Raw genomic sequence first — 23,823 nt, 5'->3', positions numbered from 1 at the left:
CCCAGCCCCCGGCCCGGAGGAACGGGACGGGGTGGCGACCCGCGGCTGAGCCGATACACGACCGCCGGGCCCCTACGCCCCCCGCCCCCGGCCCGGAGGAACGGGACGGGGTGGCGGCCCGCGGCTGAGCCGGTACACGACCGCCGGGCCCCTACGCCCCCGCCCCCGGCAGTGCCACCTCGAAGCGGCAGCCCGCGCCGGCGTTCCGTACCGTCGCCCGGCCGCCGTGGGCCTCCACGATGCCGCGGACGATCGCCAGCCCGAGCCCCGCCCCGGCCTGGCCGTCCGCGCGCGGGGTGCGGGCGCTGCCGCCGCGCCAGCCGGTGTCGAAGACCCGGGCCAGGTCCTCCGGCGGGATGCCGCCGCAGCCGTCCTCGACGGCCAGGACCACCCGGTCCGCCTCCTGCCGGGCGCTGACCGCGACGGTCCCCTCGGCCGGGGTCGCCCGGATCGCGTTGACCAGCAGATTGCCCAGGACCCGGGTGATCTGCTGGGCGTCCACCCGCACCGGCAGCGGCGCCACCCCGCCGTCCACCAGCCGCACCCCGCCCGCCCGCGCCAGCGGCCGGGCCCCGGTCAGCGCGTCGTCCACCAGGTCGTACACCGACACCCGCGACAGGGTCAGGGCCAGCGCCCCGGCCTGGATCCGGGACAGTTCGAAGAGGTCGTCGACCATGGCGGACAGCCGTTCCACCTCGATCCGGATCCGGGAGTGGTAGCGCGCGGGGTCCTCGGCGACCCCGTCCTCCAGCGCCTCGGCCATCGCCCGCAGCCCGGCGAGCGGGGTCCGCAGATCGTGCGAGATGCCCGCGATCAGCTCACGGCGGGAGCCGTCCAGGGCCCGCTCGCGTTCCCGGGCCTTGGCCAGCCGCGCGCTGGTCTCCTCCAACGCTCGTGACAGCGCGGCGAGTTCGGCCGTCGGCGGCTCGTCCGGCGCGACGAAGCCGCCCTCGCTGCCGACCGTACGCGCCGACCGCGCCAGCTCCCGGCTGCCCGCCGCGATCCGCCGGCCGAAGAGCAGCGCGGCCGCCAGCGACACCACCCCGGACACCGCCACCACGGCCATCACCACGCCCAGGTCGTGTCCCGACAGGAACATCGCCTGGGCGACCGCCACCGTTCCCGCGGCCATCGCGGCCACCGCCAGCGCCGCCACCGCGAACAGCGACAGAGCCACCGAACGGCGCCGCAGCGCCCGTACCGCGGGCGCGGCGAGCAGCCCCACCAGAGCCGCGCCGAGCGCCGCCAGCGCCACGATGACCAGGAAGTCCGTCATGGCAGACACCCCTCGTCCGCCTCTCCCGGCCCGGGGGAGCCCGGCGCCGGATCGAAGCGGTAGCCCGCGCCCCACACCGTCGTCACCAGCCGGGGCGCCGCCGGATCCGACTCGACCTTCTCGCGCAGCCGCCGCACATGGACGGTCACCGTCGACAGATCGCCGAACTCCCAGCCCCACACCCGTTGCAGCAGCTCCTCCCGGGAGAAGACCCGGCCCGGGTGGCGCATCAGGAAGACCAGCAGGTCGAACTCGCGGGCGGTGAGGGCGAGTTCGCGTCCGCCGCGGTCGGCCCGCCGGCCCTCGGGATCGGCGGTCAGGTCCCCGGCCCGCAGGACGGGCGCGGGCGCCGCGGCCGGCGGCGGGGCCTCCGCGCGCCGCAGCACCGAGCCGATCCGCAGCACCAGCTCGCGGGGGCTGAACGGCTTGGTGACGTAGTCGTCCGCGCCCAGCTCCAGCCCGAGGATGCGGTCCGCCTCCTCGCCGCGCGCGGTCAGCATCACCACCGGGACCGCGGGCCCGTCGTGGGCGCTGCGCAGCCGGCGGCACACCTCCAGGCCGTCGAGGCCGGGCAGCATCAGATCCAGGACGACCAGATGCGGCCGGAAGGCCGCGGCCCGGTCCAGCGCGGCGAACCCGTCGGCGGCGTGCTCGGTGGCGTATCCGGCGCGGGAGAGATAGCCGGTGACGACCTCGGCGACGGTCGGATCGTCCTCGACGACCAGGACGCGCCGGGGCGGTCCGGACGCGGGGGCGGGCGGGGGAGCGGCGGGCGGCGGTTCGCGGTGCACGGTCAGCGGGCCCTTCCCGGGAGAGACCTCATGGCCCCAGCCAACACCACCGGGCGGCGCGGCGCGCGGTCCGGCGTGCGGCCGTAAGACTCCGGTAACCGGCGGCAGGAGCCGGACGTCGGGGCGGCACGCGCGCGCTCAGTCCGCCAGTCCCTCGCGCACCCGCCGCGACACCGTGATCGTGTACAGGTCCAGGACGCCCGGAGGTTCGGCGAGACCGGGGCCGCCGGCCCGGATCCAGGCGGCGATGTCCGCCAGCGCGTCGTCGTCGTTGACCAGCCCCAGCCACACCGGCCGGCCACCCGCCGCCCGGCCGGCCGGCGAGGGCTGCACCACCACGACGTTCGCCTGGTCGCAGACGTCCAGGCAGTCCGAGGCGCGCACCGGTGCCGCGCCGTCCAGGGCCGCCCGCAGCCGGGGTATCTGACCGGTGTGGTCCACGCCCGGGATCTTGGCCGCATCGCCGCAGCAGCAGCCGCGGCAGACGGTGACCCGGCAGGACGTCGCGGCCGCGGGGGCCGGGCGCCCGGCACGCTTGTTGATCATCCGGCCCATGTTACGCGGCCCGGCACGGCGCCGCCCCGGGCCCCTGCGCCTTCCCGCCACATTGCGGCCGGGCCCCCGCCGGGGGTAGGAACACCCGTCGCCGGGATAGACATCCGACCATGCCCATAACCGACTCCCAGCCCGACTCGCCCTCCGGCTCCCGGCCCGCCCCGGCCGCCGTCGACGCCATCCCCGGCCCGGCCGGGCTCCCCCTGCTCGGCTCGATGCTCGACCTGCGGCGCGACTCCCTCAGCACGTTCGCCCGGGCCCGGCGCGAACACGGCGACGTGGTCCGCCTGGAGGCCGGCCCGCCCGGTCTGCGCAGCGTGTTCCACGCCGTCTTCGCGCCCGAGGGCGTCCAGCAGATCCTCGCCTCCCAGGCCGCCAACTTCCGCAAGGACCACCCGCTGTACGAGGAGGTCCGGCAGGCGTTCGGCAACGGCCTGCTCACCAGCCAGGACGCCGACTACCTCCGGCAACGGCGGCTGGTGCAGCCGCTGTTCACCAAGCGCCGGGTGGACGGCTACGCCTCGGCCGTGACGGGCGAGGCCGCCACCGTCGTCGACCGCTGGCGGACCGCCGAGGACGCCACCGTCGACCTGGTCCCCGAGATGAACCGGCTCGCGCTGCGCACCGTCGCCCGGATCCTCTTCGGCCTGGACGCCGAGGAGGCGGTGGCCGCCATCCACCGCTGCGCCCCGGTCATCAACGCGTACGTCGTCCAGCGTGCCTACGTGCCGGTGAAGGTCCCGCGGCACTGGCCGACCCCGGGCAATCTGCGGGCGCGGGCCGCCATGGACGAACTCGACGCGCTGTGCGACCGGATCATCGCCGGCCGTCGCGCGGCGACCGGGGCGGCGGACGGCCCGGACACCGCCGGGGGCGAGGACCTGCTCTCGCTGCTGGCCGCGGCCGGCAACGCCGAGGACGGTTCGCTGGACGCCACCGAGATCCGCGAGCAGGTGCTGATCTTCCTGCTGGCCGGCCACGAGACCACCGCGATCTCCCTGGCCTTCACCCTGCACCTGCTCGCCCGCCACCCCGAGGAACAGGCCCGGGTCCGGGCGGAGATCGACGGTGTGCTGGCGGACCGGGTGCCCACCGCCGCCGACCTGGACCGGCTGCCGTACCTGACCCAGGCGCTCAAGGAATCGATGCGGTTGTACCCGGCGGCCCCGGTCGTCAGCCGGCGGGCCGTGGCGGCCACCGAGATCTGCGGCTTCCGCATCCCGGCCGGTGCGGACGTGGTGGTCGCGCCGTGGGTGACCCATCGCGACCCGGCGCTGTGGCCGGACCCGGAACGCTTCGATCCCGGCCGGTTCGCACCCGAGCGGGACGGGGAAAGGCACCGGTACGCCTGGTTCCCGTTCGGCGGCGGTCCGCGCGCCTGCATCGGGCAGCACTTCTCCATGCTGGAGTCGGTGCTCGCGCTGGCGATGCTGCTGCGCGCGTACGAACTCGACGCCGTGGACGAGGAGGTGCCGGTCGCCGCCGGCATCACCCTGCAGCCGACCGGTCCCGCCCGGGTACGGCTGCGCCCGCGCGAGGGGGCGGGGGAGTAGGGCGGGATTCCGGGGGCGCCGGCGCGCACCACCGCTTACAAACGCAACGAAAAATGCGTTTGCTTTTTCGTGGCGTCCCCCGTACCGTCTTTCCCGGCCCCATTGCCGCCGATTGGAGAAGGCCGTTGCTCGTCTGAGGTCTTGAGACACCGCGCGCACGCGTACGCCCTGACGTACCGCGTGGCGCCGTCCGTGACCTCGGCGTGCCGACCGGCGTACCCCGGCGCACCCGGCCCTTCGGCGTCCCCCGCGGTGTCTCCCGCGCAGCTCCCCGCACACTTTCCGCGCACCCAGGAGACCCGTATGTCACAGACCCCCGCATCCCGTGCCGCCTCCGCCGCCTCCCTCGCCTGCTCCGGCCTCGGCTTCAGCTGGCCCGACGGCAGCTGCGTCTTCGAGGACTTCCAGCTCACCGTCGGCCCCGGCCGCACCGGCCTGATCGGCCTCAACGGCTCCGGAAAATCCACCCTGTTGAAGCTCCTCGCGGGCGAGCTGACCCCGACCGCGGGCAGCGTCCGGACCGCCGGTGAGATCGGCTACCTCCCGCAGCACGCCCCGCTCGACACCGCGCTCCGCGTCGACCAGGCACTCGGCATCGCCGCGGCCCGCGCCGCCCTGCACGCCATCGAGAGCGGCGACCCGAGCGAGGAGCACTTCGCCGTCATCGGCGACGACTGGGACGTCGAGGAGCGGGCCCGCGCCACCCTCGACCAGCTCGGGCTGACCGGTATCGACCTCGACCGCACCATCGGCGAGATCTCCGGCGGGGAATCCGTCCTGCTCCGGCTGGCCGCCCTGCTGCTCGGCCGGCCGGACGTCCTGCTGCTCGACGAGCCCACCAACAACCTCGACCGGGCGGCCCGCGAGCGCCTGTACACCGCGGTGGACGGCTGGTCCGGCGTGCTCGTCGTGGTCAGCCACGACCGGGAACTCCTCGGCCGGGTCGACCGGATCGCCGACCTCCGCGGCGGCGAGGTCCACTGGTACGGCGGCAACTTCGCCGACTACGAACGCGCCCTGGCCGCCGAACAGGAGGCGGCCGAACGGATGGTGCGGGTCGCCGAGGCCGACGTCCAGCGCCAGAAGCGCGAACTGTCCGACGCCCAGGTCAAGTTGGCCCGCCGGGCGCGATACGGCAGCAAGATGAACGCCAACAAGCGCGAACCCAAGATCGTCATGAACGGACGCAAGCAGGACGCCCAGGTCTCCGCCGGCAAACACCGCATCCTGCACACCGAACGCCTCAAGGAGGCCAGGGAACGCCTCGACGAGGCCGTCGAAGCGGTCCGGGACGACGACGAGATCCGCATCGACCTGCCGCACACCGCCGTCCCGCCGGGCCGCGGCGTGCTCACCCTGCGCGAGGTACGCACCCGCTACGGCGCCCGCGCCCACCTGGAGGTGCACGGTCCCGAACGCATCGCCCTCACCGGCCGCAACGGTTCCGGCAAGACCACCCTCCTGCGCACCCTCGCCGGCGAGATCCCACCGGAGTCCGGCACCGCGGAGGTCCACGTCCCGCACCGCTTCCTCCCCCAGCGACTGGAGGTCCTCGACCACGACCTGACCATCGTCGAGAACGTCGCCCGCTTCGCCCCGGACGCCACCAACAACCGCATCCGGGCCCGGCTCGCACGCTTCCTCTTCAAGGGCGCCCGGGCCGACCAGCAGGCCGGCACGCTCTCCGGCGGCGAACGCTTCCGCGCCTCGCTCGCCGCGCTGATGCTGGCCGAGCCCGCCCCGCAGCTGCTGCTGCTCGACGAGCCGACCAACAACCTCGACATGGCCTCGGTCCGCCGGCTGGTCACTGCCCTGGAGTCCTACGAGGGCGCGCTCGTGGTCGTCAGCCACGACCTGACGTTCCTCCGGGAACTGGGCATCACCCGCTGGCTCGCCCTGGAGGACGGCGAACTCACCGATGTCGCACCGCTGTAGGGCCGCGGAGGAAGGCGACGGAAGGCTCGTCCCGTAAATGCGTTGCCGCCGCCCTTCCCGTGGTTCATGATCCTCCCCATGACCTACAGGAAGGGCGGCCACCGCCCCACCCGATGACCACGCGGACGCCGGGCCAGGATCCGGCCTCCACCCCGTCGACCACTGCCGGCCCGTCGACCGATGCCACCGAGTCGACCTCTCCCGGCCCCGACCGTCCGCCGGACCTCACCGCGGCGGTCCTCGACGGATCCGTCCTCACCCCGGGCACCCCGGCCAGAACCGCCGTCTTCGAAGCGGTCGGCGCCGACGCCGACGGCCCGGCCACCCGCGAACTGCTCTCGCTCACCCGCCACATCAGCCCCGCGGTACGCCGTACCGCGCTCACCCTCCTCGGCGAGCTGACGTACGGCCGTACACCCTGGCCGGCGCCGGCCCCGGCGGCCGCGGCAGCGCTCCACGACCCGGACCCGGACGTCCGCAGGGCCGCCGCCACGCTCCTCGTCCGCACCGGTGCCGCCGACCGGGCCCGTACCGCCCTCGGCGAACTCACCGACCCCGGCACCCGGATCGCCCTGGCCGACGCGCTGCTCGGCACACCGGGCGCCTCCTGCCCGACCGGCCCGCTCCGCACCGACCCGCTCCCCGAGATCCGGCTGCTCGGCTGCCTGGAGGAGCTGGCGACCGCACCGCGCGAACGCTGGCCGGAACTGGACGCCCAGATCCTGACGGAGGTCACCGCGCTCACCGCCCACGACGCCGACCGCGGCTGCTCCATCGGCGCACGCTGGGGCCGCGCCCTCCACCGCCAGGAACGCGAACAGGACTGCTACGCCACCGTTACCCGGCTGCTGGCCGGCGAGGCCGGCGCCTACGGGCGACGGGTCGGGGTGCAGCTGGCCCACCGGGCGTTCCAGGAGTGGCGGGCCGCCCCCGGCACCCTGGCCCCGCACCTCGTCCGGCTGCTGCCCACCGCACCGCCCGGCCTGCGCGCCCTCGTCGTGCCCGCCCTGTGCGCCTCCCGCACCGCCACCCGCCGGTCCGCCGCCGCCCTGGGCGCCCTGGTGCCGGACCCCGCCACGGCCCCGGCCGCGGACCCCACCGGCCCGGGCGCCGACCCCTCCGCCGCCCTTGCCTGGGACATCACCTACGCCCTCGCGACGGTCGACGATCCACGCGCCGCCCCGCACGTCCACGCCCTGCTGACCACCGGCGCCCGCCCGCCCGGCATGCTCGCCGCCCTCCGCGGCCTGCTCCGCGCCGGAGCCGTCGATACCGCCCAACTGGCCACCTACGCAGGCGAGTTGCTCCGATTCGAAGACCACGACGCACTGTCCCTCGCCCTCGGCATCCTCGACGCCCTCGATCCGGCGGACGCCGCTCCGTGCGTCCCCGGCCTCCTCACCGCGCTGCGCGCAGTGTGCGAGGCGGCCGAGGCCCGCGGCGCCACCCTGGCCACCTGGCCGGAGCTCTCCCTCGTCGGCACGCTCGGCCGGATCGGCCCGCCCGCGGCCGCCGCGGTGCCGCTGATCACCACGCTCACCCGCGACTCCCGCCGGCGCCCCGGCCACGGCGCACTGGCCCTGGCCCGGATCACCGGCGACCGGGCGCCCGTCGAGACCTACCTGCGCACCCGTCGACCGGAGGGCCGCCGCACCGCCGACCACTCCGCCCTCTTCCGGTGGCTGCTCGACCACGGCGGCCTCGACCACGAGCAGTCCGAGCAACTGCGCGCCGCCGTCCTCGGCCGCCCCGGCGCCATGCAGGTACGCGGCTCACTGCTGCTGTGGCGGAACGAGGGCCCACCCGTGGCCACCGAACTCCTCGCCGTACTCCCGGCCTACCTCGACGACGACCTCTTCGGGCCCGTCGCGATGACCACCCTGGCCGCCATGGGGCCGCACGCCCGTCCCGCGCTCCCGCACCTGCGCGCGCTGATCGACCGACGCACCCGGCTCCCGCTGTACGCCGGTTCCGCGGACGCCGACCTGCGCGCCGACGAACAGCTCCTGGAAGCCGCCGAGCGCACGGTGGCGGCGCTCACCGGCCCCACCGGCCCCACCGACGGGCCCTAGCCACCCGCCTCCGCGGACGAGACGGACCGCACGAACAACGCCAGGCTCTCCCCGCACTGCGAATGCAGCGGCGCGGGGAGGGCGTCCGGCGGGCACCACCTCAGCGCGTCGAACTTGTGCGGCTCGCCGATCGTCACCGCCTCCGGCGCCACCCGCACCGCGAAGACCACCGCGACCCAGTGCGAGTCCACCGGATCGCCGCGCAGCACATTGCGCACCCCGAGCTGCTCGATACCGAGCGGCCGGGTGCCGTACTCCTCGTGGACCTCCCGCGCCACCGCGGCCTCGAAGGTCTCGCCGAACTCCAGCGCCCCCGCACCGCAGTCCCACGTCCCCGGCTCGTCCCGGGCCCCGGCGCTCCGCCGCGCCAGCAGCACCCGCCCCGCACCGTCGTGGCACACGAACACGCACGACACCCCCGGCCGCCGCACCGCACCGTCACCTTCTCCCACGTCGCCCCTCCTCACTTCCGTACCGGTGCCTGCCGCCCTCAGAAGTGCCGCAGCAGCTCCTGGAACGCCGACAGGTGCAGCACCTTCTTGTCGTCCGGGTCGAGCTCGTCGTGCTCCAGCACCCAGGTGTGCCGGTGCGGGATGAACACCGCGTTCAGCCCGGCCGAACGCGCCGGCAGGATGTCCGACTTGGGGGAGTTGCCGATCATCCAGGTCTCGTCCGGCACCAGGTCGTAGGCGCGCTTCAGCCGCTCGTACGTGGCGACGTCCTTCTCCGCCACGATGTGCACCCCGCGGAAGTGCCCGGTCAGCCCCGAGGCCGCCACCTTCCGCTCCTGCTCCTCGGTGTCGCCCTTGGTCAGCAACAGCAACTCGTGCCGCCGTGCCAGCTCCGCCAGCGTCTCGGCGACCCCGGGTATCAGCTCCACCCGGTCCCCGGCGAAGGCGGCCGCCCACCCGGCGATCCGCGCCGTCTCCTCGGCCGTCGCGGCCCGCCCGCGCAGCCGCGCCACGCACTCGCCCAGGCTGTGCAGGAAGACCTTGCTGCCGTACCCCAGCGTCGGGGCGTTCGCGGCCTCGATCCCGTCGAGCACCGTCCGCACCGCGACCCGGTCGAGCCCCGGCTGCACCATCCACTCCAGGAACTCGTCGATGACCCGCTCGAAGATCACGTTGTTCTCCCACAACGTGTCGTCCGCATCAAAGATCAGCATCCGGCCGGCCCTTCGCCCCAGTTCACCAACCCCCGCACCCTACGGACGCCGGACCCCCGCCCGCACCCCAAATTCCGCCTGCGGACGTCAGCCGGCCGCGGCCCCCGGCCACGCCGCCAGCCGCAGCCCGCTCTCGAACCGCCGCTCCCGCCCGTCCACCGGGTCCCGGAACGCCAGCACCTTCGCCAGCAGCTGCAACGGCGCCCCGAAGTCCTCGGCGCCCGCCCCACCGGCTCCCTGGGCACCCGCCGCGCCATCACCGCCCGGATACAGCGGATCATGGAGGATCGGCAGCCCCAGACCGTGCATGTGCACCCGCAGCTGATGCGTGCGCCCGGTCGCCGGCAGCAGCCGGTAGCGTCCGAGCCCGCCCCGCCGCTCGACCAGCTCGATCCGGCTCTCCGCGTTCACCGCCCCGGGCACCTCACGCGCCGTCTGCACCCCGCGCTCCTTGACGATCCGGCTGCGCACCGACACCGGCAGCGCCACATCCGGGTCGTACGGGGCCACCGCCTCGTACTCCTTGCGCACCCGGCGCCCGCCGAACAGCCCCTGGTACGCCCCCCGGTCCTCGGGCCGTACGACGAACAGCACCAGCCCCGCCGTCAGCCGGTCCAGCCGGTGCGCGGGCTGCAGCGCCGGCAGCCCGAGCTCGCGCCGCAGCCGGGCCAGCGCGGTCTCGGTGATGTGCTGCCCGCGCGGCGTGGTGGCCAGGAAGTGCGGTTTGTCGGCGATCACGATCCGTTCGTCCCGGTGCACGATCCGCACCTCGAACGGCACCCGCACCTCCGGCGCGAAGTCCCGGTGGAACCACACATACCGCCCCGCGACGTACGGCTCGTCCCCGCTCAGCGCCCCCTCAAGCCCCACGAACCGGCCCGCGCCCAGCATCTCCACCACCCGCCCGGCCCCGATCGCCCCACCGAACCGCGCCACGAGATGATCCCCGACCGTCCCCCACACCCCACCCGGATCGGCCGGCAGCCGCACCCGCACCGCATCGATCCCGTCCCGCTGCGGCAACGGCGCGGGCGGCACGGGGGAGCGGCGTCTCACGGGATCTCCGGGGCGGGGGGAAACGGCGAAGCGAAGAACGTGGGAAAACACCGAGGCCCGCTTGGTCAGTGCCAAGCGGGCGTCGATGTTGATGAGTGTCCGAGGGGGGACTTGAACCCCCACGCCCGATAAAGGGCACTAGCACCTCAAGCTAGCGCGTCTGCCATTCCGCCACCCGGACCAGGTGTCTGCCGGTGTGGCCTGGGCCGTTCCGACGTGGAAAACAATAGCAAACGTTCGGGGGTGGTCGATCACCCGTACATTCCGCCGGGTGCGGGCCTGTGACCAGCGGATGTCGGGAGTATTGCGGCCTTGGGCAGAGCGTGGCCGGGGTGGAGGATGGCGGTGGACCCCCGCCGCGGACCGGGCGCCTCGGGGCGCGCGACGCGGCCGTGAACCAAGAGGAGGCAGCGTGATCGAGTCACAGCCGGCCCGTACGGTGACCGGCGAGGACGAGGTCGTCGACCTGTGCCGGGATCTGATCAGGATCGACACCAGCAACTACGGCGACCACTCGGGCCCCGGTGAGCGGGCCGCCGCCGAGTACGTCGCGGAGAAGCTCGCCGAGGTCGGCCTGGAGCCACGGATCTTCGAGTCGCACAAGGGGCGCGCGTCGACCGTCGCCCGCATCGAGGGCGAGGACCGCTCCCGGCCCGCGCTGCTCATCCACGGGCACACCGACGTCGTGCCGGCCAACGCCGCCGACTGGACCCACCACCCGTTCTCCGGGGAGATCGCGGACGGGTGCGTCTGGGGGCGCGGCGCGGTCGACATGAAGGACATGGACGCGATGACGCTGGCCGTCGTCCGGGACCGGCTGCGCACCGGCCGCAAGCCGCCGCGGGACATCGTGCTGGCGTTCCTCGCGGACGAGGAGGCGGGCGGCACCTACGGCGCGCGGTACCTCGTCGACCACCACCCGGAGCTCTTCGAGGGGGTGACCGAGGCGATCAGCGAGGTCGGCGGCTTCTCCTTCACGGTCAACGAGCAACTGCGGCTGTACCTGATCGAGACGGCCCAGAAGGGCATGCACTGGATGAAGCTGACCGTGGACGGCTCGGCCGGCCACGGCTCGATGATCCACAAGGACAACGCGATCACCGAACTGTCCGAGGCGGTCGGGCGGTTGGGGCGGTACGAGTTCCCGGTGCGGGTGACCAAGACGCTGCGGGTCTTCCTGGACGAGCTCGGCGACGCGCTGGGCACCGAGCTCGACCCGGAGGACATGGACGGCACGCTGGCGAAGCTCGGCGGCATCGCCAAGCTGATCGGCGCCTCGCTCCGCAACACCGCCAACCCCACGCAGCTGGGCGCCGGGTACAAGGTCAACGTGATCCCGGGGCAGGCCACCGCACACGTCGACGGGCGCTTCCTGCCGGGCTACGAAGAGGAGTTCCTGGCCGACCTGGACCGGATCCTCGGCCCGCGGGTCAAGCGCGAGGACGTGCACGCGGACAAGGCGCTGGAGACCACCTTCGACGGGGCGCTGGTCGCGGCGATGCAGTCGGCGCTGCAGGCCGAGGACCCGATCGCGCGCGCGGTGCCGTACATGCTGTCCGCCGGTACGGACGCCAAGTCGTTCGACGACCTGGGAATCCGCGGATTCGGCTTCGCGCCGCTGAAGCTGCCCCCGGAGCTGGACTTCGCCGGAATGTTCCACGGCGTGGACGAGCGGGTTCCGGTGGACGGACTGAAGTTCGGGGTGCGGGTGCTCGACCGGTTCATCGAACAGAGCTGAAACCCGCGGGGCCCGCGGGAAGAGCTGCCGTCGAAGCCGAAATCGACGCGGATTTCCTGCCGTTCGCGTCGGTGTCGCCGGAAAGAGTGAATGCTTTGATGTGTTCGTAGCTTCAACGTCCTTTTCCTCGTTGCAGGGTGTGCGGTCCGCGGCTGGGACCGCATTGCCTACTAGGAGGAACAATGCTGAAGAAGATCGTCGCTGCTGCGGCGGCCACCGGTGGTCTGGTGCTCGCCGGTGCGGGCCTGGCCGCCGCCGACTCGGGTGCCCAGGGCGCTGCCGTGAACTCTCCGGGCGTCGTGTCCGGCAATGTCGTCCAGGTACCGGTGCACGTTCCGGTGAACGCCTGCGGCAACACGATCTCCGTGGTCGGTCTGCTGAACCCGACCTTCGGCAACTACTGCGTCAACAAGTGACTTTCTGACGCCGTTTGACGTTGTACCTGCACCCGTAAGGGTCAGATCCGGTTCGGCTCCGTAATGCGTGGCACGCATTCCGGGGCCTCTGGGTATTTCGGTGGGCGGGCGGATGATCCCCCGGTCTCCCCGGGGGATCGCCGCGCGCACGCATTCCTGTAAGGCACTAGGCAGGGGAACAATTTATGAGACAGGTCGCACGAAAGGGCCTGATCACCATGGCGGCGGCCGGCGGTGTACTCGCCGCGGTCGCCGGCTACGCACACGCGGATGCGGGGGCCGCCGGCGGCGCGGCGAACTCGCCCGGCGTGGGATCCGGCAACAACGTCCAAGTACCGCTGCACATCCCGGTGAACGCCTGTGGCAACACCGTCAATGTCGTCGGGCTGCTGAACCCCGCGTTCGGCAACCACTGCGCCAACGACGGCCACGGCCACCACACCGGACACCCGGGCGGCCCGCACCAAGGGGGCCACCACCAGGGTGGGCATCCGGGCGGGGGCGGCCACCACGGTGGCGCCAGCGCCGCGGGCGGTACCGCGAACTCACCCGGTGTGGGTTCCGGCAACAACGTCCAGGCGCCGGTCGACGTCCCGGTCAACGCCTGCGGCAACAGCGTTTCCGTGGTCGGTCTGCTGAACCCGGTCTTCGGCAACGACTGCGCCAACGACGCGCCGCTACCGGGCCGTCCGCACCAGCCGGGCCAGCCCCACCACCCCGGCAACCCGCAGCACCCGGGACATCCGCACCACCCCGGGAAGCCGCACCACCCGGGTAAGCCGCACCACCCGGGTAAGCCGCACCACCCCGGCACCGGCGACAACTCGGGGCACCACCCGCACCACCCGCACCACCCGGGGAAGCCGCACCAGCCGGAGCAGCAGCACCCGGGCAAGCCGCAGCACCCGGGGAAGCCCCAGCACCCGGCCACCCCGCAGGGGCACACCCCGGCAGTGCAGCCGCAGACCGCGCCGCACAGCCAGGTCGTGCCGGCTCCCCGCCAGCAGCTCGCGGAGACCGGTGCCGGCACGGCCGGCTACGCGATTCCGGCCGCCGCCGGGATGCTGCTCGGGGGCGCGGTGCTGTACCGCAAGGCGCGTGCCGTCCGCCGGTGAACGGCGGCGCTCACGCGGCGATCATGCGACGGTCGGCGCTGTGTGACGAGCGGTAGCTGAGCGCGCATGAGCGCACCAAGGAGCGGGCCCTGCCGAGGCGGGGCCCGCTCTGCTGCTCACGCGCCGGTGGTGATCACCACGTGGCGCGGAGCTGGCGGATGATCCGGCGGCGCAGCCGCACCTTGCGGCTGCCGTCCGGATTAAGCCGCAGACGGTCCAACTCCCAGTGTCCGTACTCGGCATGGTCGGTCAGCAAGCGTGTGGTGGCCTTCCGGGAAACGCCCCGTGGCACGTACACATCGCAGAATTCGTATTCCGGCATCGCATCTATTGTGCGGGACCGGCCCCGGTACGGATAGCGTCTGCACTATGTCTGATGCTGCGCAGCCCTCCGCTGCCGAGGTACGTGCCGCCGCCGAGGCGGTCAAAGCCGCGCTGGACCGTCACCTCGACGCGGTCGAACGCCGCTCGGGGCAGGACGATCCGGCTGTCTACGCCGCGTTCGACGAGCTCGCCGCCGCGGCCGAGGTGTACGACGAGCTGCTCTACGACACCTACGACGAGGTCACCCCCTTCGAGATCCCCGGTAGCGACGCGCTGCCCGCGTACGCGGGCCCGGAGGATCCCAGTGCGCTCAGCGTGCTGATCCGGCGCGACTACACCGTCGCCGAACCGCAGCGGCTGCTGCACCAGGCGCAGCGCATCGCGGACCTCGATCCGGACGCCGCCGACGAGGCGGCGGGCCCCTCCGCCGACGCCGCCGCGGTCGTCGGCAGCAGCGTCCATGCGGCGCTGGGGGTGCTGTTCGGGGAGTTCGAACCCGATGAGATCGCCTCCCGGCACAAGGAGTTCGGCCTGGAGGAGGGCGACTCCACGCTGTGGGTGGCGGCCGCCGACGAACCGGCGGAACCGGGGGAGTGGCTCTCCGCGCCGTTCGACCAGGCGGACCCGCAGCGGGTGGTGTGCCGCTTCGACGTCAGCGCCGTCTTCGACGAGGAACTGGGCGACGACGACCTGCTGGAGCCGCTCGACCGCGAGAGGTGAGGGCGGAGGCGGCCGCTCCGGGCGGCCGCCTCCGCGCCCCGTCTCACTCCTGGGCGTCCTCCGCGGACGGCACGCTCTGCTGCCCGAGCAGCGTCCGCAGCCGGGTGGTCCGCTCCTTGACGGGCACCTCGGCGATCGCCCGGGCCAGCGCCTGATCGGCGCCCTGCACCACCGACAGATGCCGCTCACCGCGGCTGAAGGCCGTATAGGCCCAGGCGCGGGTCAGTCCGCCGGCGGCGTCCCCCGGCACCACGACCACCGCGGCCGGCCAGCGCATCCCGGCCGCCTGGTGGGCGGTGAGCGCCCAGCCGTGCCGGACCGCGCCGCCGACCCGCTCGCGCGGCACCACGACCGCGGTGCCCGCGCAGTCCAGTTGCAGCCCCGCGGCGTCGGCGCCGGTGACCGTGCCGGGCAGCGTACGGCCGGGGGCCGGGGCGTAGGCCACGCGGTCGCCGGGGTCGAAACCGCCGAACCGGCCGGGGCCGGGGTTGAGCCGCTCCTTGAGCGCGGCGTTCAGCGCCCGGGTGCCCGCCGCGCCGCCGTGTCCGACCGTGATGACCTGGGTGTCCTCCGGCGGGACGCCCAGCGCACGGGGCACGGAGTCGGCGACCAGCTGGACGGCGCGGTGCACCGCCTCGCCGGCGTCCCGCACCGGAACGATCACGACCTCCTTGCCGGGCGCCTCGACCTGGCTCAGCTCACCGATGCCGATGCCGGACACCAGCTCGCCGATCGGGCCGAAGTCCGGGGTGCGGGAGGCGACCTGGGGGCAGAAACGGGCCGCGAGGACATCGGCGAAGAGACGGCCGGGGCCGGCGGACCACAGGACGCCGGGATCACCGCTGAGCACCAGCCGGGTCCCGTCGGTCAGCGACTCGACGAGCAGGGCCGCGGTCTCCAGATCCAGCTGCGGCGCGTCCAGCACCACCAGCAGATCGAGCGCGAGGGCACCGTCCGCGTCCCGTCCGGGGCCCTCCTGCCCCGCCAGCAGCCCGGCGACCGTCACCGCCGCTGCGCCCACGCCTGCGGAACCGGCCTCCGGGCCCGCCTCGGGCGCGAGCGCGGCGAGGTCGGCGGCCAGCCGGCGGCGGCCGTTCTCGCTGTGGGCGGCGCCGAAGGCCCGCAGGCCCAGCGCACGGGCCGCGGCGATCAGCGCGGCCGGCTCGGCGCGGGCCGCCTCCGCGCCCGTATGCGCCACCAGGCCGCTGTGCGCGGCCGCACGGATCAGCTCCGCGGCCGACGGCGACGGCGCGGCGGCGGCCGCGGCCTCCCAGGCGGCGGCGGAGGGACGGACCGGGGCCGGGGCCGGGGCGTCACCGGCCTCCGAGGACGGACCGGCGGTCTCCGCCCGCTCGTCGGCGTCCGCGGAGTCGGCGTCGGAATCAGAGCCGGCGTCCACCGCACCGGATTCGGCGTCCGGCGTCCCGGAGCCGGTGTCCGGAGCGTCGGAGTCCGGGACCGGCTCGAAGGTGTTGAGCAGCCGGGCCAGGCCGTCGGCGACGCTCTCCTCGGCCATGGCCCAGCGGTCCAGGCCCAGCAGGATCCGGACCGGCCGCTCCTCCTCGTCCTCGTCCGTCGCGGGCCGGGCCCGGCCCGGTTCCTCGATCGCGTCCTGGAAGACCAGGACGGCGCCCTCGGCGATGGCAATCTGCAGGGCCTCGTCGGGGTCGGGCACCTGGCGCTGCGCCAGCGCGCTGCGCAGCGCGCCGGCCTCCAGCGCGGAATGCCCCGCGACCGCGGCCTGCTCCAGCAGCCAGCCGACCAGCGCCTGGCCGCGGCGCTCGTCGCCCGGCCCGGCGGCGGCACCGAGCAGCGCCCGCGCGAAGCCGTCGGCCTGCTCGGGCCGCACACCCGGCACCCCGAGCAGCTGCCAGGGATCCTCGCGCAGGACCTCCGCGGCCCGCTCCCCGAGCAGCTCGGCGGTCCGCTCCGCGAGGGTCTCCGGGGCCCCGCCCGCCCGCAGCACCTGTCGTACGCCGTCGAGGCCGGGGGCGGGGGCCGGGAGAGGTGCGGTGGTGGGAGCGGCGGCGCCCGGGGCCGCTACGGGCGGTGCGGAGGGCCCGGCCGGTGCGGCGGCGCGGTGCACGGTCGCCGGCTCCGGGGGCGGGCCCGCCGGCCCGCCTTGGGGTGCCGGTCCGGCGGGTGCCGGGGCCGCCTTGGTGGCTGCGGCCGGTCGGGCGGGGCGCGGGGCCTGGGTGAAGAACGACGCGGCCGAGCGCTCGCCGCTCTCCACGGCCCGGACGGCCGCCGCCAGCGCCGCCGCGGTGGTCCGGCCGGCCGGGGGCGCCGCGGCCGGTGCCTCGCTCGCCGGTGCGCCCGGGTCCGCCGCCTGCGCCCCCTCGGGCGTACGGGCCTCCGCGGTCCCGGGTGCGGCCTCCTGCCCGGGCGGGGTGTCGCCGGCGGGGCGGTCGGTGCTCACAGCGTGCTCCAGTCGTGATCGGGGTAGTGGTGCACCGGAGCCGACACATCGTCCAGCGCCCGGCGGATCTCGTCAGGAAGAGTAAGGGCCTCCACTGACAATGCCGCTCTGAGCTGCTGTGCCGTACGGGCGCCCAGGACCGGCGCGGTCACTCCCGGCCGGTCCCGGACCCACGAGAGGGCCACCTGCAGCGGGGTGACGGCCAGTCCGTCGGCGGCGGTCGTGACGGCCTCCACGACCCGGCCCGCCGTCTCGTCGAGATACGGCGCGACGAACGCCGCCAGGTGCTCCGAGGCACCGCGCGAGTCGGCGGGGGTCGCATGGCGGTACTTCCCGGTCAGCACGCCCCGGCCCAGCGGCGAGGACGGCAGGACGCCCATCCCGAGGTCGAGCGCCGCGGGCAGCACCTCGCGCTCGATGCCGCGCTGCAGGAGGGAGTACTCCATCTGGGCGCTCGCCAGGCGGTTGCGCACCCCGGGCGCCGCGAGCTGCCAGGTGGCGGCCTTGGCCAGCTGCCAGCCGGAGAAGTTCGACAGGCCCACGTAGCGCGCCCGGCCGCTGCTGACCGCGAGGTCCAGGGCCTGGAGGGTTTCCTCCAGCGGCGTGTGCGCATCGAAGGCGTGGAGCTGCCACAGGTCGACGTACTCGGTGCCCAGCCGTCCCAGGGAGGCGTCGAGGGCGGCGAGGAGATGGCGCCGGGAGCAGTCCACCCGGCGGTCGGCCTCCAGCACGCTGCCGGCCTTCGTCGCGATCACCAGGTCCTCGCGCGGAACCAGCCCCTCCATCAGCCGGCCGAGGAGGTACTCGGCACCGCCGTCGGCATAGATGTCGGCGGTGTCGACGAGCGTGCCGCCGGCCTCCCAGAACGTCTTGAGCTGGTCGGCGGCTTCCTGCTCGCCCGTGTCGCGGGCCCAGTTCAGGGTGCCGAGCCCGAGCCGGGACACGCGCAGGCCCGTTCGGCCGAGGTGCCTTTGCTCCATGGGCCCTGAGAGTACGCGCCGGGCGCCGGGAACAGGGGACCTGTGGACAACCCGTCGGTGACGTCCGGCGGGCGTGCGCGCTACAGTCCCCGGAACAGCGACGTTACCGATGGGTAAGGGGAGCGGCATGAGGCTTGGCATCAACCTCGGCTACTGGGGCGCCGGGATGGACTCCGACAATCTCGCGGTGGCGAAGGAGGCCGACCGCCTCGGCTACGACGTCTGCTGGGCCGCCGAGGCGTACGGGTCCGACGCCGCCACCGTGCTCTCCTGGGTCGCCGCCCAGACCGAGCGCATCGACATCGGCTCCGCCATCTTCCAGATCCCGGCGCGGACGCCCGCCATGACCGCGATGACGGCCGCCACCCTGGACTCGCTCTCCGGCGGCCGGTTCCGGCTCGGTCTGGGCGTCTCCGGCCCGCAGGTCTCCGAGGGCTGGTACGGCGTCAAGTTCGACAAGCCGCTCGCCCGCACCCGCGAGTACGTCGAGATCGTCCGCAAGGCGATGACCCGCGAGCGGCTGTCCTACGAGGGCGAGCACTGGACACTGCCGCTGCCCGGCGGTCCGGGCAAGCCGCTGAAGCTCACCGTCCACCCGCAGCGCCCGCACATCCCGCTCTACATCGCCGCGATCGGCCCCAAGAACCTGACGCAGACCGGTGAGATCGCCGACGGCGCGCTGCTGATCTTCCCCGCCGCCGAGAACCTGGAGGAGACCGCGGTCGCCCCCCTCCGGGCCGGCCGGGAGAAGGCCGGCAAGACCCTGGACGGCTTCGACATCTGCCCGACGCTGCCGTTGGCCGTCGGCGCCGACAAGGACGTCAGCGCGCTGGCCGACATGTTCCGCCCGTACACCGCGCTCTACGTCGGCGGCATGGGCAGCCGCAAGCAGAACTTCTACAACCAGGCGGCCCGGCGGATGGGCTACGAGAAGGAAGCCGTCGAGATCCAGGACAAGTACCTGGCCGGCGACAAGGAGGGCGCCGCCGCGGCGGTCCCCGAGGAGCTCATCGACCGGACCACGCTGCTCGGCTCCGTCGAGCGGATCGCCGACCGGATGCGGGCCTATGCGGAGGCCGGGGTGACCACGCTGACGCTGTCCCCGGCGGGCTTCGGACTGGAGGACCGGCTGGCCTCGCTGCGGGCCGGTACCGAGGCCCTGGAGCGCGCCGGGCTGGCATGAGCGCCGCCGGGCGAACGGACCGGCGGCGCTCAGCGAGAGGCGCCCGGTGAAACGCCCGGTAGCGACCGGCGAAGGGCCCGGCGCCGGGGCGCCTGGACCTCGGGCCTTTCCGAGAGCCTGCGGCCGTGGTGGGGGCTCGGGGGATCTTCCCCGCCACGGCCGTCGCGCTGCACAACGCGGGTACGGGCGGGCGGGTTACGCCCCGCCACCCGGCCGCGCCTCGTCCGAACGGGCGAACGGGCGTCCCGCCCGGTTGCCGCGCCCGGAACACCTGCTTTGACTGATTGCGGGTGTGTCCGTTCGGAGGTGAGGCAGATGCTCTCGGCCCGGAGCCTGTTCCAGGAGATCGTCGACAACGATGAGGCCTACCGCCTCTTCTGCTCCATAGCGGCGAGCGGTGAGGCGCAGGGCGGCTGGGAGAACGGACGGATCGCCGCACTGCTGCCCGAGTCGTTGCGCGAGCTGGCGCCCAAGGTAGCCCGGCACGGCGCCGACGAGGACAAGCACGGCCGGATCTTCCAGGCCCTGTTGCGCAAGCGCGGACTGACCCCCACCGACGTCCCCCGGACGACCGACTACACCATGCTCCTGGAGCGGCGGGGCATCGGCCTGGCGCACGACAAACTGCGCCGTGACGAGCCGCTCGGCGAGCTCGACGTCATCACCTACCTCACCCACAGCCGGGTCACCGAACAGCGCGCCGCCGACCAGATGGCCCTGCTGACCAAGCACTTCGGCGACCACCCCGAGGTGGGCAGGGCGATCCGGATGATCTCGCACGACGAGACCAATCACCTCGCCTACTGCCACGAGGAACTGCTCCGCCTCGCCCGGGCCGGCCACGGGCGGACCATCCAGCGCGCCCTCCACGAATGCGCGCACGCCGAGATCGCCGTCTACCGGGACGTCAGTCTGGCCGTGATGGAGCACATGGGCCGCATCCTGAAGTGGCCGGGGGCCAAGTCCGCGGCGCTCACCGCCGGTATCGCGGCGGCGTACGGCTACGAGCGGCTGGGCGGCTGGCGGCGGATGGTCAGCCTCCGGATGCCCGAGCGGCGGAACGCGCTGGGCGGCCCGGCCACCTCCGCCCCGGAGTTCGCGTAAGGGCGCCGCTGCCGGGCGTCTTCGCGCCGGCCCCTCAGAGCCAGCCGCGGCGCTTGAACAGCCGGTAGAGCGACACCTCGATGAGGACCATCACCACGAGCACCCCCGGGTAGCCCCACTGCCATCTCAGTTCCGGCATGTTCTCGAAGTTCATGCCGTAGACCCCGGCGATCAGGGTGGGGACGGCCGCCAGCGCCGCCCAGGCCGAGATCTTGCGCATGTCGTCGTTCTGCCGGACGCCCATCTGTGCCAGATGGGCGGACAGAATGTCCGAAAGCAGGCGGTCCAGGCTGTCCACCGACTCATTGGCGCGGGTGAGGTGGTCGTCGACGTCGCGGAAGAACGGCCGGGCGTGATCGTGCACGAACGGCACTCCCGGGTTCTGCAAGCGGGCCATCGGCTCCGCCAGCGGGCCGGTCGCCCGCCGGAACTCCATCACCTCGCGCTTGAACGCGTAGATCTGCGCGGCGGTGTTGCGGGTGTCCCGGCCGCGGACCGGAGCGAACACCTCCGCCTCCAACTCCTCCATGTCCAGGGCGAGTTCGGCGGCCACCTCGATGTAGTGGTCGACCACCGCGTCGCTGATCGCGTAGAGCACCGCGCCCGGCCCGTGCCGCAGGATCTCCGGATGCTCCTCCAGCCGGCGCCGCACCGCGGCCAGCGGGCTGGCCGCCCCGTGCCGGACGGTCACCACGAACGAGTCCCCCACGAAGACCATCAGCTCCGACGCCGTCACCGTGTCGGCCCGGGTGTCGTACGTGACCGGCTTCAGCACCATGAACAGCGAGTCGTCGTAGACCTCCAGCTTGGGTCTCTGGTGCGCCTTGAGCGCGTCCTCGACGGCCAGCGGGTGCAGCGCGAACTCGCTGGTGACGCGGTCGAACTCCGCCTGCGTCGGCTCGTGCATCCCCAGCCAGAGGAAAGAGTGCCCCTCCGCCCGCGCCGCCTTCAGGGCGCGGGAGAAGTCGGCCGCGCAGTCCGTGCGGCGGCCCTCCCGGTAGATGGCGCAGTCCACAATCACACCAGGCATTCTCGCGCGTCCCAGGGACCCCTGCCAGGACGCGGCAGCCGGAACGTAGGGTGGCGGGCATGCCCACGCTGATCCTGGTGCGGCACGGCCGCTCCACCGCCAACACCGCCGGAGTGCTCGCCGGGCGGGCGCCCGGCGTCGCCCTCGACGAGCGCGGCGCGGCCCAGTCCGCCGCGCTGCCCGCGCGGCTGGCGCAGGTACCGCTCGCCGCCCTCGTCACCAGCCCCCTGCAACGCTGCCGGGAGACCATGGCGCCGCTGCTGGCGGCCCGGCCCGGGATCACCCTGCACATCGACGACCGGATCAGCGAGTGCGACTACGGCGACTGGTCGGGCCGCAAACTGGCCGAGCTGACCGACGAGCCGCTGATGGAGGCCGTCCAGCAGCACCCGTCCTCGGCCGCCTTCCCCGGAGGCGAGTCGATGCGGGCCATGCAGGCCCGCGCGGTCGACGCGGTCCGCGACTGGAACGCCCGCGTCGAGCAGACGCACGGCGCCGAGGCCATCTACGCCATGTGCTCGCACGGCGACATCATCAAGTCCCTGGTCGCCGACGCGCTGGGCATGCACCTCGACCTCTTCCAGCGGATCTCGGTCGAGCCCTGTTCCTTGACCGTGATCCGCTACACCCGGCTGCGCCCCTACCTCGTACGCCTCGGGGACACCGGCGACTTCGCCTCGCTGGTGCCCCGGGAGGACGGCGGCGGTCCGGCGGACCGGGACGCGACCATCGGCGGTGGTGCGGGCGCAGGGTGATCAGTCGGCGCAGTAGGGTGGTGCGACGGCGCTGCCCGCCGCCCCTGCGGTCCGCAGGACCCGCAGCGACCGCAGACCCCGCAGTCGAGCAATCGGAGCAGGACGTTGTCCCGTCAGGTGTTCTTCTACGACGTACCGGACCGCTTCGTCGCCGGTACGGTCGGGCTGCCTGGCCGCCGTAGCTTCTACCTCCAGGCCACCGCGGCCGGCCGGACCACCAGCGTCGCCCTGGAGAAGACCCAGGTCGCGGCGCTCGCCGAGCGGATCGACGAGCTGCTGGACGAGGTCGTCCGGCGCAGCGGCGGCAACGCCCCGGTCCCCGCCGTCTCGCCCGCCGAGCTCACCGACACCGCGCCGCTGGAGATGCCCGTCGAGGAGGAGTTCCGGGTCGGCACGATGGCGCTGGCCTGGGACGGCGAGGACGAGCGGATGATCGTCGAGGCCCAGGCGCTGGTGGAGCTCGACGCGGACAGCGAGGAGGACCTCGCGGACGCCGAGGAACGGCTGCTCCAGGACGACGAGAACGGCCCGCCGATGCTGCGGGTGCGCCTGACCGGGACGATGGCCAGGGCGTTCGCCAAGCGGGCCCTGGAGGTCGTCAACGCCGGCCGCCCGCCGTGCCCGCTGTGCAGCCTGCCGCTCGACCCGGAGGGACACGTATGTCCGCGCCAGAACGGATACCGGCGGGGCGCCTGAGCGCCATGGAGCCCGCCGTCGAACCGGCCGGGCAGCTGCCCGGTCCCACCGGTCCGCAGGACCCGCCGGCCGCGGCGGAGCCCGCCGGCGGGCTGACCGACGCCCTCCTCGCCGAAGGCGAGCTGACCGTGCGCGGCCGTATCCGGGAGGCGTCCAACGCCGTGCTCTACTGCACGGTCGCCCACGACGGCCGCACCGCCTCGTGCGTCTACAAGCCCGTCGCCGGCGAGCGCCCGCTGTGGGACTTCCCCGACGGCACGCTCGCCCAGCGCGAGGTCGCCGCGTACGAGATCTCCCGTGCCTGCGGCTGGGACCTGATCCCGCCGACCGTGCTGCGCGACGGGCCCTACGGCACCGGCATGGTCCAGGAGTGGATCGATCCGCCGGAGAGCAGCGACGAGGTGCCCGAACTGCTGGCACTGGTGGAGGACGAGGAGCCCGGGCCCGGCTGGAAGGCCGTCGGCTTCGCGGAGCTCGGGGAGGGCCGCACCGCGCTGCTGGTGCACGCCGATCATCCGCGGCTGCGGCGGCTCGCGGTCCTCGACGCGGTGATCAACAACGGTGACCGCAAGGGCGGCCATCTGCTGCCCGGCGTGGACGGCGAGTTCTTCGCCATCGACCACGGCGTGACCTTCCACACCGAGGACAAGCTGCGCACGCTGCTGTGGGGCTGGGCCGGCGAGCCGCTGACCGAGGAGGCGGTGGAGGTGCTGCGGAGGCTCGGGGCGGCCCTGGCGGACGCAGCGCCGCTCGCCGCCCGACTGGCCGAACTCCTCACGGCCGCCGAGATCGACGCGCTCCGGGCGCGGGTGGCCGGGCTGCTGGAGCGCGGCCGGCACCCCGAGCCGAGCGGGGAGTGGCCCGCCATCCCCTGGCCGCCGGTCTGAGCCCGTCCGGTGCCCCTTCGGGGCCGGCGGTGCGCCCATGCACGTCCGGCCGC

General features: G+C 74.1%; 22 protein-coding genes and 1 tRNA gene. 12 read left to right on the top strand and 11 right to left on the bottom strand.

Annotated elements, in window-relative coordinates; genetic code table 11:
- Positions 1–151: 151 nt before the first annotated feature.
- The 3 genes from AB0E02_RS33680 to AB0E02_RS33670 all read right to left on the bottom strand — a co-directional run bounded on the left by AB0E02_RS33680 (position 152) and on the right by AB0E02_RS33670 (position 2,613).
- On the bottom strand, positions 152–1,276 hold the full coding sequence (locus tag AB0E02_RS33680; RefSeq protein WP_030801935.1) for a HAMP domain-containing sensor histidine kinase: 1,125 nt from the start codon (positions 1,274–1,276) through the stop codon (positions 152–154).
- Complete coding sequence (locus AB0E02_RS33675; RefSeq protein ID WP_362146679.1) at positions 1,273–2,067, bottom strand: response regulator transcription factor; 795 nt, start codon at positions 2,065–2,067, stop codon at positions 1,273–1,275. Before AB0E02_RS33675 ends, AB0E02_RS33680 begins: the two co-directional genes overlap by 4 nt.
- Positions 2,068–2,205: 138 nt before the next feature.
- Positions 2,206–2,613, bottom strand: a complete 408-nt coding sequence (locus tag AB0E02_RS33670) for a (2Fe-2S) ferredoxin domain-containing protein (RefSeq protein WP_362146676.1) — start codon at positions 2,611–2,613, stop codon at positions 2,206–2,208.
- Between the two features lie 119 nt (positions 2,614–2,732).
- Between AB0E02_RS33670 and AB0E02_RS33665 the strand changes: the two genes are divergently transcribed.
- From AB0E02_RS33665 to AB0E02_RS33655, 3 genes are all read left to right on the top strand, one after another.
- Positions 2,733–4,175: a cytochrome P450 gene (locus tag AB0E02_RS33665; RefSeq protein ID WP_362146673.1), complete on the top strand. Its 1,443-nt coding sequence runs from the start codon at positions 2,733–2,735 to the stop codon at positions 4,173–4,175.
- Between the two features lie 303 nt (positions 4,176–4,478).
- Entirely contained in the window at positions 4,479–6,110 is a 1,632-nt protein-coding gene (locus AB0E02_RS33660; RefSeq protein ID WP_362146670.1) for an ABC-F family ATP-binding cassette domain-containing protein, read from the top strand.
- Between the two features lie 113 nt (positions 6,111–6,223).
- Positions 6,224–8,182, top strand: coding sequence for a HEAT repeat domain-containing protein (locus tag AB0E02_RS33655; RefSeq protein ID WP_362146667.1), 1,959 nt, complete (start codon positions 6,224–6,226; stop codon positions 8,180–8,182).
- On the opposite strand, the gene AB0E02_RS33650 is transcribed toward AB0E02_RS33655, so the two are convergent.
- The 4 genes from AB0E02_RS33650 to AB0E02_RS33635 all read right to left on the bottom strand — a co-directional run bounded on the left by AB0E02_RS33650 (position 8,179) and on the right by AB0E02_RS33635 (position 10,584).
- Complete coding sequence (locus tag AB0E02_RS33650; RefSeq protein ID WP_362146664.1) at positions 8,179–8,634, bottom strand: NUDIX domain-containing protein; 456 nt, start codon at positions 8,632–8,634, stop codon at positions 8,179–8,181. The two genes, AB0E02_RS33655 and AB0E02_RS33650, sit on opposite strands and share 4 nt — an antisense overlap.
- Before the next feature lie 38 nt (positions 8,635–8,672).
- The gene (locus AB0E02_RS33645; RefSeq protein WP_362146661.1) at positions 8,673–9,347 is read right to left on the bottom strand and encodes an HAD family hydrolase; all 675 of its coding nucleotides are present in this window, start codon (positions 9,345–9,347) and stop codon (positions 8,673–8,675) included.
- Positions 9,348–9,434: 87 nt separating this feature from the next.
- Positions 9,435–10,403 carry a pseudouridine synthase gene (locus AB0E02_RS33640; RefSeq protein WP_362146658.1) on the bottom strand — a complete coding sequence of 323 codons (969 nt, stop codon included), beginning with the start codon at positions 10,401–10,403 and terminating at the stop codon, positions 9,435–9,437.
- Positions 10,404–10,499: 96 nt separating this feature from the next.
- Positions 10,500–10,584: transfer RNA gene (locus AB0E02_RS33635), tRNA-Leu, on the bottom strand.
- 231 nt (positions 10,585–10,815) lie between these two features.
- Between AB0E02_RS33635 and AB0E02_RS33630 the strand changes: the two genes are divergently transcribed.
- The 3 genes from AB0E02_RS33630 (at position 10,816) to AB0E02_RS33620 (ending at position 13,672) form a co-directional block, all read left to right on the top strand.
- Positions 10,816–12,141 (top strand): M20/M25/M40 family metallo-hydrolase, encoded by a 1,326-nt coding sequence (locus AB0E02_RS33630; RefSeq protein ID WP_030801914.1) that lies wholly within the window; start codon positions 10,816–10,818, stop codon positions 12,139–12,141.
- A 182-nt stretch (positions 12,142–12,323) separates the two neighbouring features.
- The gene (gene chpH, locus AB0E02_RS33625) at positions 12,324–12,557 is read left to right on the top strand and encodes a chaplin ChpH (protein WP_362146654.1); all 234 of its coding nucleotides are present in this window, start codon (positions 12,324–12,326) and stop codon (positions 12,555–12,557) included.
- 185 nt (positions 12,558–12,742) lie between these two features.
- Positions 12,743–13,672, top strand: a complete 930-nt coding sequence (locus AB0E02_RS33620) for a chaplin (protein WP_362146651.1) — start codon at positions 12,743–12,745, stop codon at positions 13,670–13,672.
- A gap of 133 nt (positions 13,673–13,805) precedes the next feature.
- Here AB0E02_RS33620 and AB0E02_RS33615 read toward each other — a convergent pair whose 3' ends face one another.
- Positions 13,806–13,994 carry a DUF5703 family protein gene (locus AB0E02_RS33615; RefSeq protein WP_030416245.1) on the bottom strand — a complete coding sequence of 63 codons (189 nt, stop codon included), beginning with the start codon at positions 13,992–13,994 and terminating at the stop codon, positions 13,806–13,808.
- Between the two features lie 47 nt (positions 13,995–14,041).
- Between AB0E02_RS33615 and AB0E02_RS33610 the strand changes: the two genes are divergently transcribed.
- Positions 14,042–14,716: a hypothetical protein gene (locus tag AB0E02_RS33610; RefSeq protein ID WP_362146646.1), complete on the top strand. Its 675-nt coding sequence runs from the start codon at positions 14,042–14,044 to the stop codon at positions 14,714–14,716.
- Positions 14,717–14,759: 43 nt separating this feature from the next.
- On the opposite strand, the gene AB0E02_RS33605 is transcribed toward AB0E02_RS33610, so the two are convergent.
- Both AB0E02_RS33605 and AB0E02_RS33600 read right to left on the bottom strand, forming a co-directional pair.
- Positions 14,760–17,135, bottom strand: a complete 2,376-nt coding sequence (locus tag AB0E02_RS33605; RefSeq protein ID WP_362146643.1) for a helix-hairpin-helix domain-containing protein — start codon at positions 17,133–17,135, stop codon at positions 14,760–14,762.
- Positions 17,132–18,115, bottom strand: a complete 984-nt coding sequence (locus tag AB0E02_RS33600) for an aldo/keto reductase (protein WP_362146640.1) — start codon at positions 18,113–18,115, stop codon at positions 17,132–17,134. Before AB0E02_RS33600 ends, AB0E02_RS33605 begins: the two co-directional genes overlap by 4 nt.
- A gap of 127 nt (positions 18,116–18,242) precedes the next feature.
- Here AB0E02_RS33600 and AB0E02_RS33595 point away from each other — a divergent pair, with 127 nt between their 5' ends.
- A complete protein-coding gene (locus AB0E02_RS33595) occupies positions 18,243–19,298 on the top strand; it encodes an LLM class F420-dependent oxidoreductase (RefSeq protein WP_030414739.1) in 1,056 nt (351 codons plus the stop codon).
- A 315-nt stretch (positions 19,299–19,613) separates the two neighbouring features.
- Complete coding sequence (locus AB0E02_RS33590) at positions 19,614–20,402, top strand: ferritin-like domain-containing protein (protein WP_362146637.1); 789 nt, start codon at positions 19,614–19,616, stop codon at positions 20,400–20,402.
- 34 nt (positions 20,403–20,436) lie between these two features.
- Here AB0E02_RS33590 and corA read toward each other — a convergent pair whose 3' ends face one another.
- Complete coding sequence (corA, locus tag AB0E02_RS33585) at positions 20,437–21,432, bottom strand: magnesium/cobalt transporter CorA (RefSeq protein WP_362146634.1); 996 nt, start codon at positions 21,430–21,432, stop codon at positions 20,437–20,439.
- Positions 21,433–21,491: 59 nt separating this feature from the next.
- Here corA and AB0E02_RS33580 point away from each other — a divergent pair, with 59 nt between their 5' ends.
- The 3 genes from AB0E02_RS33580 to AB0E02_RS33570 all read left to right on the top strand — a co-directional run bounded on the left by AB0E02_RS33580 (position 21,492) and on the right by AB0E02_RS33570 (position 23,770).
- Positions 21,492–22,187: a histidine phosphatase family protein gene (locus AB0E02_RS33580; protein ID WP_362146631.1), complete on the top strand. Its 696-nt coding sequence runs from the start codon at positions 21,492–21,494 to the stop codon at positions 22,185–22,187.
- A 105-nt stretch (positions 22,188–22,292) separates the two neighbouring features.
- Positions 22,293–22,883 carry a DUF3090 domain-containing protein gene (locus AB0E02_RS33575; RefSeq protein WP_078872005.1) on the top strand — a complete coding sequence of 197 codons (591 nt, stop codon included), beginning with the start codon at positions 22,293–22,295 and terminating at the stop codon, positions 22,881–22,883.
- Entirely contained in the window at positions 22,847–23,770 is a 924-nt protein-coding gene (locus AB0E02_RS33570) for an SCO1664 family protein (RefSeq protein ID WP_362146628.1), read from the top strand. Before AB0E02_RS33575 ends, AB0E02_RS33570 begins: the two co-directional genes overlap by 37 nt.
- Positions 23,771–23,823 lie beyond the last annotated feature (53 nt).

The sequence above is a fragment of the Streptomyces sp. NPDC048196 genome, from assembly GCF_040652715.1.
Taxonomy (GTDB): domain Bacteria; phylum Actinomycetota; class Actinomycetes; order Streptomycetales; family Streptomycetaceae; genus Streptomyces; species Streptomyces siderophoricus.
The sequence above is the reverse complement of the archived record's forward strand: the minus strand, read 5'-3'. Positions and strand labels throughout refer to the sequence as shown.

What these genes read in the sequence shown, in the direction of transcription:
- AB0E02_RS33680 (WP_030801935.1), bottom strand. Translation starts at nt 1,276, where the DNA reads ATGACGGACTTCCTGGTCATCGTGGCGCTGGCGGCGCTCGGCGCGGCT.
- AB0E02_RS33670 (WP_362146676.1), bottom strand. Translation starts at nt 2,613, where the DNA reads ATGATCAACAAGCGTGCCGGGCGCCCGGCCCCCGCGGCCGCGACGTCC.
- AB0E02_RS33665 (WP_362146673.1), top strand. Translation starts at nt 2,733, where the DNA reads ATGCCCATAACCGACTCCCAGCCCGACTCGCCCTCCGGCTCCCGGCCC.
- AB0E02_RS33660 (WP_362146670.1), top strand. Translation starts at nt 4,479, where the DNA reads ATGTCACAGACCCCCGCATCCCGTGCCGCCTCCGCCGCCTCCCTCGCC.
- AB0E02_RS33655 (WP_362146667.1), top strand. Translation starts at nt 6,224, where the DNA reads ATGACCACGCGGACGCCGGGCCAGGATCCGGCCTCCACCCCGTCGACC.
- AB0E02_RS33645 (WP_362146661.1), bottom strand. Translation starts at nt 9,347, where the DNA reads ATGCTGATCTTTGATGCGGACGACACGTTGTGGGAGAACAACGTGATC.
- chpH (WP_362146654.1), top strand. Translation starts at nt 12,324, where the DNA reads ATGCTGAAGAAGATCGTCGCTGCTGCGGCGGCCACCGGTGGTCTGGTG.
- AB0E02_RS33620 (WP_362146651.1), top strand. Translation starts at nt 12,743, where the DNA reads ATGAGACAGGTCGCACGAAAGGGCCTGATCACCATGGCGGCGGCCGGC.
- AB0E02_RS33615 (WP_030416245.1), bottom strand. Translation starts at nt 13,994, where the DNA reads ATGCCGGAATACGAATTCTGCGATGTGTACGTGCCACGGGGCGTTTCC.
- AB0E02_RS33610 (WP_362146646.1), top strand. Translation starts at nt 14,042, where the DNA reads ATGTCTGATGCTGCGCAGCCCTCCGCTGCCGAGGTACGTGCCGCCGCC.
- AB0E02_RS33600 (WP_362146640.1), bottom strand. Translation starts at nt 18,115, where the DNA reads ATGGAGCAAAGGCACCTCGGCCGAACGGGCCTGCGCGTGTCCCGGCTC.
- AB0E02_RS33595 (WP_030414739.1), top strand. Translation starts at nt 18,243, where the DNA reads ATGAGGCTTGGCATCAACCTCGGCTACTGGGGCGCCGGGATGGACTCC.
- AB0E02_RS33590 (WP_362146637.1), top strand. Translation starts at nt 19,614, where the DNA reads ATGCTCTCGGCCCGGAGCCTGTTCCAGGAGATCGTCGACAACGATGAG.
- corA (WP_362146634.1), bottom strand. Translation starts at nt 21,432, where the DNA reads ATGCCTGGTGTGATTGTGGACTGCGCCATCTACCGGGAGGGCCGCCGC.
- AB0E02_RS33580 (WP_362146631.1), top strand. Translation starts at nt 21,492, where the DNA reads ATGCCCACGCTGATCCTGGTGCGGCACGGCCGCTCCACCGCCAACACC.
- AB0E02_RS33570 (WP_362146628.1), top strand. Translation starts at nt 22,847, where the DNA reads ATGTCCGCGCCAGAACGGATACCGGCGGGGCGCCTGAGCGCCATGGAG.